Raw genomic sequence first — 10,668 nt, forward strand, 5'->3', positions numbered from 1 at the left:
TTAAAGCCTAATGATGGCTTACGAACATTTTGGAAATATTTGTTTAATAAAAAAGATATTTTATGAGAACAAAAATTATTTTAATTCTGGCTTTACTTATTCTGCCTTTTTTTAGTAATAAGATTTTTTCGCAGACTGTTTCTGGTACAGCTAGTAATACTGGATGCCAAAACAGTGGGATTGTGACAGCAAGCAGTACAGGCTTGGGAGCAACACCACAATACCAATTACTAAAATCAGGAGTTGCAGTTGCACCAGTTCCTGGAGATTTAACTCAATTTACAAATACTCCTTTATTTTCTGGATTAACTTCTGGGACTTATGTTGTAAATGCAAGAGCTGCTACAGGAGGAACAGTTTATAGTAGTGCACCTATAGCGGTTACCGATGGCTACACATCGATGACAGTTACAACACCTACAAAGATTGCTGGTTGTATCGGGGGGACCGCTGTTTTAACTTCAACAGTTGCGGCAGGGAAGGCACCTTTTACTTATACAATTGCAGCACAAGATTTACCAGGAACCATCTTGCAAAGTAGTGGAAGTATAAATGCAAACACTTTTACTTTTAATGGACTTCCTGCTAATAGTTATGTTGTTAGTGTTACAGATGACTGCGGGCAGACTGTAATTGGTGCAACAGCTGTTACAAATCCTACTTTAACGTTAAATGATATTAAATTAGGTTACATTGCGTATCCAGGCTATTTGCCAGCATATAATTGTGCGGCTCCTTTAAATATAATTAATTCTGCAAATTTTAGATATGTTGCTACAAGTACCGTTCTTTCAGCGGCTGATGCAGCAAATTTTACTTGGAAAATTAAATATCAAGGACAGCTGTATGGAAAAGACACAGATGGAGATGGTTTTAGTGACGTAGGCGGTGCGGGTTATCCATCCTCTCAATCTAGTATAGGTATGCCTGCAATTGCAACTAGAGCAGGTATAGAGGCTGATTTGCCCAATATGAGAGCCGTATTAATTGATAATTGCGGAAACACGAAAGAGTTCCCAATAAGCTTCAATTACAATACAATAACTTCAACGAATTGTGGTGGTAACGGAATTATACGTATTGGCCCATCAACTCTTGCTTGTCTTCCCATAGATATGACTTTCACGAATACTACCAATCCTGCCGATGTTATTACGGGCAGATTGACTACTAATTCAGGAACTTTTACAGGTTTTACTGCTGGAGCAACTTACCACATAACTTACATTGATGCTGGAGGAAATACTACAGGAGATTTTTCTCTACCTGCTTCCCAAAATTTAACTATTCCGGCAGTTCCAAATATTACTTTAACACAATATGCATCATCAGCTAATGCAAATTATTTAGGATATGGAACCTTATCCATAAATGTAAGCCCATTTCAAGTTGGAGATGCGATAAGCTATACTGTAACAGCTTCTAATAATTCTCTTGTACCTATAGGCTATAGTGGAAATATTACTTTAGATGGCGCAGGTTACGCTAATTTCCCTAAGGTCAATGCATCAGATCCAACTGCCAGCTGGCCTAAAGGTAATTATACTTTAAATATAACTACTCCCTGTGGAACAAAAAGTATAAATGTGACAGTTGCAGGTTACGCCGCCACAGTATCTGACAGCAATACAATTACATCTGTTTGTGGAGGATTTAATTATGTTATGAATGGGAATTTTGATACTCCATCTGCTTATCAGGTCATTATAGTTTCAGGACCATCAAGTGTAGGTCAAACCAGAAATTTGGCTAGTACAACAGCTTCGCTTCCTTTTAATGGATTGAGTTATGGTACGTATGTTTTTTCTCTACGAACCAAAAGCGGTACATTAAATCTACTTACTCAAACTGTAACTTATGATGCGAATAATGCTATTGTTGTTGATAAGACCAATACAGGAGGGTATGTCTGTGCTGCTGGTGCCACTAATGGAGTTTTGACTATTGAAGCAATATCAAATTCGCCTGCACCTAATAATATAATGGAATATGCTATTAGTGTAGATGGCGGGACTAATTATAGTGCATATCAATCAGCCAATACTTTTGGCGGATTGACAGATGCTACTTATTTTTATAGAATCAAAGATGGCTGCGGTAATATCATTACACAATCAGCACAAATTGGTGTGGCAGCAGCTCCAACTGCTACTGCAGATGGTATTGCAACGCCGGCCACATTCTGTAATTCAAGTACAGGTACAATACAATTAGATGTTGATATATCTGGTGGTTTGTCTTATCTATGGACTGGTCCTGGCATAAATGCGACCAATCAAACACTCAAAGATCCTTTGATAAATTATTCAGATTTAGCAGTTGGAACAAATAACTTTACTTGTACTGTAACATTGGGAGCACCATGTAACAGTAGTACAGTTTCTAATTTAGCAGTTATTATTAATGCACAGCCAACAGTTATCATTACTAATCCTGCAGCAGTTTGTTTTCCAAACACAATAGATATTACAACTTCGGCAGTAACTGCTGGTAGTGATACAGGATTAACGTATTCTTATTTTTCTGATGAGGATGCAACGATACCGTTATCGGCACCTAATGCGATAACAGTAAGCGAGACATACTATATAAAAGGAACTAATGGAAATGGCTGTAGTACTATTAGTCCAATAGCTGTCACCATTAATACATTACCAACTGCTGAAATTGCTTATTTAATAACCCCTTATTGTAATACAGGAACAGCAACAGTTGAACAGATAGGAATAGTTGGAGGAACTTATAGTTCTGATTCGGGGTTAAGTATTAATGCTGCAACTGGAGAAATAGATTTAGCGGCCTCTACTCTTGGGGATCATACTATTACATACACCTTTAACGATGGAAATTGCTCTAATACAACTTCTGCAGATATTACAATAAATGCACTTCCAACAGCAACAATAAGTTATCCAAATGCTTCTTATTGTAATAGAGGAACAGCCAGCCCTATAGAGTCAGGTGTACCAAATGGTCTTTATAGTTCTGATGCGGGATTAAGCATTGATGAATTAACAGGTATAATAGATTTGGCTGCTTCTACACCAGGCAGTCATACGATTACTTATGCTTTTAGCAATGGTACATGTCCTAATCTTACCACGACGGTGGTAACAATAAATCCAACAACATTACCAGCACCATTAGCAGCTGTAACAGGGCAGTGCGAGGCAACGGCTGTTGCTCCAACGCTGACAGATCCATGTGCAGGAACTATAACAGCAACAACACCAACAGTTTTTCCTATAACCGCACAAGGCACCACTGTGGTTACCTGGACTTTTGATTATGGAAACGGATATACACAGACAGTAAACCAAAACGTAACTGTTGCAGATACATTTTCTCCAGTTATGCCAATATTAGCAGATGTAACAGGCCAGTGTGAAGCAACACCAGCTGTGCCAATATCTAATGATGCATGCACAGGTGCAATTACGGGGACAACAACAGTATCATTCCCAATAACTGCAAAAGGGACAACCGTTGTTTTGTGGACATTTGATGATGGAAACGGGAATATATCATTTGAAAATCAAAATGTTATTATAACAGATACTACAGCACCTGCTGCTCCAGTATTAACAGATGTAACAGGAGAATGTTCTGTATTACCGACAGCACCAACTGCTGTTGATAATTGTGACAGCGGCCTAATTACAGGAACCACAAGTACTTTATTTCCAATAACAACACAGGGAACAACTGTAATTACGTGGAGTTTTACAGATAGCTCTGGAAATGTATCAACAGCAAATCAAAATGTAATTATCGATGACGTAACGGCTCCTGCTGTTCCTGTTTTGGCAGATGTAACAGCAGAATGTTCAGCAACGCCTACAGTACCGACAACCACTGATAACTGTGCAGGAACAATCGCTGGAACAACAGCTACGGTTTTTCCGATCACAACACAGGGAACAACTGTTGTAACCTGGAGTTTTGATGACGGAAATGGAAATGTTTCAACAGCAGACCAGAACGTAATTATTGATGATGTAACGGCTCCTGCTGTTCCGGTTTTGGCAGATGTAACTGCGGCATGTTCAGCGACACCTGAGGTACCGACAACCACTGATAACTGTGCAGGAACAATTACTGGAACAACAGCTACAGTTTTTCCGATCACAGCACAGGGAACAACTGTTGTAACCTGGAGTTTTGATGACGGAAACGGAAATGTTTCAACAGCGGCCCAGAATGTTATAATTTCACCTGACGCATTAGTGCCTCCAGTCCTTGCGGACATTACCGGCCAATGCAGCGTAACCCCATCTGCACCAGTGATTCTGGACAGCTGCGGTGCAGCGGTTACCGGAACCACAACAGCGCTTTTTCCGATAACAGCACCAGGCACAACTGTTATAACCTGGACGTTTGCTAATGGAAGCGGAAGCAGCGTTACGGCGGCCCAAAATGTAATTATCACCAATGCTGCTTTATCCGGAACTCCATTGGCGGCATGCTTAGGAAGCGGAAACCAATATAACGTAACATTGTCAGTAACAGGTCAGGGGCCATTTACGGCAACAGGAACAGGCGCCCCAGGCACATGGTCGGGAAATGTCTGGACTTCAAATGCAGTTGCTGTAGGAACAGATTACAGTATCAGTATCCAAGATGCAAATGCATGCAATACGATAACAGCTTCAGGAGCTTCTCCTGCATCCTGCTGTATTTTTAATGTGGTTTGCCCGACTTTCCAGCCCGCAATGGTATCCTGTTATGATGAATTGCCGGCGGCAGCCACTCTAACAAAGGCCCAATTTGAAGCTTTAGGAAATGGAAACGGAAGGATAACTTCTTGCGGAGCACTTGAAATTACAGCTGCAAATAGTGCAGATCAGGGATGTAGCGCCAATATAACGAGAACCTATACGGTAACAGAATACAATGATGCAAATGGGAATGGTGTTCGGGATGCTGGAGAAAATACAGTTGTTAACAGCTCAAGCTGCACGCAGACCATTGCAGTGCATGACACCACGGCACCAGTTTTTGCTGGTGTAATGCCTCAAGCTGTCGTAAATGCAGATTGCGGTACAATTCCTCCAGCGGCCATACTTACCGCAACAGATAATTGCGGAACTGCAGCCGTTGCATACGAAGAAACGCGAGCTGACGGCGGCTGCAGCAGCAGATATTCGATTATCAGAACCTGGACTGCATCAGACCAGTGCGGCAATCAGAATTCATTTGTGCAGACCATAAATGTATCCTGCGTAGAAGAAGTTTACAATGCCATATCGGCAAACGGCGACGGGCTAAATGACAGCTTTTTTATTAAGGGAATCGACTGTTATCCGGATAATGTTGTCAAAATCTACAATAGATACGGGGTTATAGTCTACGAAAAAAATGGTTACGATAACGTAACAAATCCTTTTCAGGGATTCTCTGACGGACGCGCAACTATTGCAAGAGGAAATAAGCTTCCTACAGGAACTTACTTCTATACCTTAGAATATGACAGTAATGGAACGAAAGTTGAAAAAGGAGGATATCTGTATGTAAACGCCCAGTAAGAATTTATTAAAATTAAATATATTTGGTGATCACAATTAAAACCAGCTGCATTTGCAGCTGGTTTTTTTATATTTCTAGTTCTTATTTGAAATAGTATTAAGCGGAACCTATGTTTTCTTTTTCTACAATTTGAGATACTATTTCCAAAATTTTTACCCTACCTATAGTTTTTCTACTCTTTAATAAAAAACTAAAAAAATGTCGGATAGTACAAGTTTAAAAACTTCTACTGGCATTTATAACTTTAATTACGAAGGAACTTTGTATTCTCTAATGAAGTGTTAATAGTGTATTTGTTTTGATTACCATTTTTTTGTTGTGTAATTGGAAGGTATACATAATTTGATCCTTTGTTTTGAAAAGAAAAAAAGTAATCAATAATTTAAATCTTTATGAAAAATAAATTACTTCCTTTACTATTTGTGCTAGGTAGTTATTCTGCCTATTCGCAAGTTGTAATAGGAAAAAAAGAGATGAACGCTTCTGCTCAGTTAGAGGTTTACTCCAAAGACAGAAATCAGGGAATTTTGATCCCGCAGGTGCAGTTGACAGGAACCACAGACCGAACAACCATTACAAATGGAAATGTAAACAGTCTGCTGGTTTTTAATACGCATCCTACCGCAGATGTTACACCAGGTTACTACTACTGGTATATTAATAAATGGTGGCGAATTGCACTTTCTGGCGAAGCTGGAGACGGTAAACAAATTTCGGGTACCGTTATTAATCCCGCAGGTAATCTTATTATAAACTACACCGATGGTTCAAATACTGACGCTGGAAAAGTAAAAGGTGATCAAGGACCTCAGGGACTGCCTGGAAAAGGAATTGCATTTTCGACTATTGATGCGGCAGGTAATCTTGTTATTACTTATACAGACGGAACGACTTCTAGTTTAGGGAAAATAAAAGGACTTGACGGAAAAGATGGAGCGGACGGAAAAGGAATTGCTTCTTCAATTGTTGACGGATCAGGAAATCTTATTATTACTTATACAGACGGAACGACTTCTAGTTTAGGAAAAATAAAAGGGCTAGACGGAAAAGATGGAGCAGACGGAAAGGGAATTGCTTCTACAACTGTTGATGCATCAGGAAATCTGATTGTTACCTATACTGATGGAACGACTGCCGATTTAGGAAAAATAAAAGGTATTGACGGAACGGATGGTATTAATGGAACAAATGGAGTTGACGGAAGAGGTATTACTACTACGACTGTTGATGCATCAGGAAATCTGATTGTTACCTATACTGATGGAACGACTGCCGATTTAGGAAAAATAAAAGGTATTGACGGAACGGATGGTATTAACGGAACAAATGGAGTTGACGGAAGAGGTATTACTACTACAACTGTTGATGCATCAGGAAATCTGATTGTTACCTATACTGATGGAACGACTGCCGATTTAGGAAAAATAAAAGGTATTGACGGAACGGATGGTATTAATGGAACAAATGGAGTTGACGGAAGAGGTATTACTACTACGACTGTTGATGCATCAGGAAATCTGATTGTTACCTATACTGATGGAACGACTGCCGATTTAGGAAAAATAAAAGGTATTGACGGAACGGATGGTATTAACGGAACAAATGGAGTTGACGGAAGAGGTATTACTACTACGACTGTTGATGCATCAGGAAATCTGATTGTTACCTATACAGACGGAACGACTGCCGATTTAGGAAAAATAAAAGGAAATGATGGATCTGTTGGACCGCAAGGAGAAGCAGGACCACAAGGAGCTGTTGGATCTGTTGGACCACAAGGAGAAGTAGGACCACAAGGAGCTGTTGGATCTGTTGGACCGCAAGGTGAAGTAGGACCACAAGGAGCTGTTGGATCTGTTGGACCACAAGGAGAAGTAGGACCGCAAGGAGCTGTTGGATCTGTTGGACCGCAAGGAGATGTTGGAGAAGTTGGACCACAAGGAGCTGTTGGATCTGTTGGACCGCAAGGTGAAGTAGGACCACAAGGAGCTGTTGGATCTGTTGGACCACAAGGAGAAGTAGGACCGCAAGGAGCTGTTGGATCTGTTGGACCGCAAGGAGAAGCAGGACCGCAAGGAGCTGTTGGATCTGTTGGACCGCAAGGTGAAGTAGGACCACAAGGAGCTGTTGGACCGCAAGGAGCAACTGGAGCATCTGTACCTCAAACCATAACAACAGGAAATTTAATTGCAGGAAGTACAGCAATTACGGTAACGGGTTCTGGTAAAGTTTTAGATGCAAATCTAACAATTGATGTAGCTAAAAAAGACTTAACCACTACAACCCCAGCTACGGTACTTAACGTTGTAAATGGTACGGGAGCAACCCTGACCAATGCGCAGGTTAATATTGTACCGGCAGCTGTGCCTTCAACATTAACGACTAATAGCGCTGGTATAGTTACATGGTCTCCAGATTTACCGTGGATTTTAAATGGAAATAAAAATGGTGCATTAAAAACAATTGGTACGCAGGATGCATTTGACCTTCCGTTTATTACTAGCAATACAGAGAAAATGAGGATTACTAAAACCGGATATGTAGGGGTAAGTACAAATAATCCAGGCTCAAAATTGCATATACTGGCAAACAACGAAAGTTCTAATAGTGCAGATGATTTGAGGATAGAAACGTATTCCAATATTTATTCAGCAAGTATATTACTGGATAGATCTCGAGGAACGCAGTCTGCACCAGTAACTCTTGCGACTAATGATGTTATTGGAAGTATTGTTTTTAGATCAGTTAACGGGGGAGGAGCGACCTCTTTGTCTACTATTAGTGCCACTTATAGGGGAGATGGAACAACAAATGTCAGTGATTTAGTTTTCAGCACATCTGGTGCGCCAAAAATGACCCTTACTCAAACAGGCATGCTTTATCCAGCTAGTGATGGAACTCAGCCTTTAGGTGCAAGTAATTTTAGATGGTCAGCTGTATATGCTGCCGGTGGTGTGATTCAAACCTCAGATATTCGTATGAAAGCCAATATTAAACCGCTGCAATATGGTTTAGCAGATGTACTTAAAATAGACCCTATTACGTACAGCTGGAAAACAGATGCAACGAATAAAATGATGCTTGGAGTATCTGCACAACAATTACAAACAATTTTACCAGAAGCAGTAAATGTGGGAGAAGATGAAAATAAAACACTTGGTGTAAATTATTCAGAAATAATACCAGTTTTAATCAACGCAGTTAAAGAACAGCAAAAAGAAATTGATGCTAAGGATGCAAAAATTAAACAACTGGAAGAGCGTATGCTTAAAATAGAAAAACTTTTAGAAAAATAATAAAGTTAATTTAATTCAAAAATGGAAAAACCCAGCTTATTACAGCTGGGTTTTTTTTTGAAGACTGCTGGCCAAGTATCTGATTGAAGCAGCTAGAATCTTTTAGTTTCTTATCAAATTGACACTTCTTAACTAAAATTATCAAATCTTATCCTTTCAGCCTGAATCAGGTATTCGTTTTATCAAAATTTTAAGTTAAAAGAATGTCCTAAAGTACAATTTTAAAAACTTTTAGGGGGTATCGTTAATAGATGTTATAGAGATATTTGTGCTTTAAAACTAACCGGAATACAAGTAGTTATGTTGTTGTTGAAAGGTGGATAGTTGAATTTAAAAAATATTGATTTTCTCTATAAGACTTCACTAACTATAATTTTTAAATAATTTTTATTAACACATTAACGATAAAATAATATGAAGAATAGAATACTTCCTTTACTTTTTGTCTTAGGTAGTTTCTCTGCTTACTCTCAGGTCATAGTAGGTAAAAAGGAGATACAGCATACTTCTGCTCAACTACAGGTTTTTGCTAACGACAAAGGTATTTTGATTCCAAACGTTGCACTTACAAGTTCAACTGATGCTGCCACAATTTCAGACGGTAATGTAAATAGTTTAATGGTTTTTAATACTGCAACTACCGCAGATCTTAAACCAGGTTACTATTACTGGTATGTAGACAGATGGTGGAGATTTGCACTTTCTGGTGAAGCAAATGGAATCGCTGGCGGTAATGGAGAGCCGGGGAAAAAAGGGGAACCTGGATATCCTGGTGAAAATGTATCTATTTATACAGATAATGAAACAGGCATCGTATACGTACAAAATCCAGATGGAACGTGGACTGCAATTAATGGTAAAAATGGAATTGACGGTAACAACGGAATTGCAGGTGGAGCTGGTCTGCCTGGAGCTGCCGGTCTTGATGGAACAATTCAAATGTATATCGACTATACAACAGGAATTGTTTACGTAAGAGATCCTAAAGATCCAAATAAATGGGTGCCTATAAACGGTAAAGATGGAAATAATGGCATCGCTGGAGGAAATGGTGCTCCAGGTGCTCCAGGTACTGCAGCTATTGATGGAACTGTTAATATTTACGTGGATAATACTACAGGAATTGTTTATATCAGAGATCCTAAAAATCCAGACAATTGGATTCCATTAAATGGGAAAGAAGGAAACAACGGTAAAGACGGTATAGCAGGAGGTTCCGGAGATCCGGGTGCACCTGGAACTGCCGGTATCGACGGTACAATTCAAATTTACGTTAACAGAGATACTAAAGTTGTTTTTGTAAGAGATCCTGAAGACGAAACAAAATGGATTAGATTGACTGGATTAGACGGTGCAAAAGGAGATACTGGAGCAGACGGAAAATCAGCGTTTGAGATCTGGAAAGAACTTCCGGGTAATGACGGAAAAGACATGAACGAGTATATCGCAGGTCTTAAAGGAGATACCGGAGCAGACGGAAAATCAGCGTTTGAGATCTGGAAAGAACTTCCGGGTAATGACGGAAAAGACATGAACGAGTATATCGCAGGTCTTAAAGGAGATACCGGAGCAGACGGAAAATCAGCGTTTGAAATCTGGAAAGAACTTCCGGGTAATGACGGAAAAGACATGAACGAGTATATCGCAGGTCTTAAAGGAGATACCGGAGCAGACGGAAAATCAGCATACGAAATCTGGAAAGGCGAGCCAGGAAATGATGGTAAATCACTTACGGAATTCCTAGACGGATTAGTAGGGGCAACAGGAGCAGACGGATTAACAGGAGCAACTGGAGCATCAGCATACGAAATCTGGAAAGGCGAGCCAGGAAATGACGGTAAATCAC

Annotated in this window: 2 protein-coding genes and 1 pseudogene; all 3 read left to right on the forward strand. The window is 39.8% G+C overall.

Annotation, left to right across the window (positions count from 1 at the left end; all coding sequences use genetic code 11):
- Positions 1–62 precede the first annotated feature (62 nt).
- On the forward strand, positions 63–5,525 hold the full coding sequence (locus tag BSF41_RS21780; protein WP_095931589.1) for a gliding motility-associated C-terminal domain-containing protein: 5,463 nt from the start codon (positions 63–65) through the stop codon (positions 5,523–5,525).
- Between the two features lie 393 nt (positions 5,526–5,918).
- Positions 5,919–8,822, forward strand: coding sequence for a tail fiber domain-containing protein (locus BSF41_RS24055; protein ID WP_095931590.1), 2,904 nt, complete (start codon positions 5,919–5,921; stop codon positions 8,820–8,822).
- A 414-nt stretch (positions 8,823–9,236) separates the two neighbouring features.
- Positions 9,237–10,668: pseudogene (locus BSF41_RS21790) on the forward strand (hypothetical protein); the annotation flags it as partial.

It is taken from the genome of Flavobacterium sp. ACN2 (genome assembly GCF_002303885.1).
Taxonomy (GTDB): domain Bacteria; phylum Bacteroidota; class Bacteroidia; order Flavobacteriales; family Flavobacteriaceae; genus Flavobacterium.

Coding starts and splice junctions, on each gene's coding strand:
- BSF41_RS21780 (WP_095931589.1), top strand. CDS start 63: ATGAGAACAAAAATTATTTTAATTCTGGCTTTACTTATTCTGCCTTTT.
- BSF41_RS24055 (WP_095931590.1), top strand. CDS start 5,919: ATGAAAAATAAATTACTTCCTTTACTATTTGTGCTAGGTAGTTATTCT.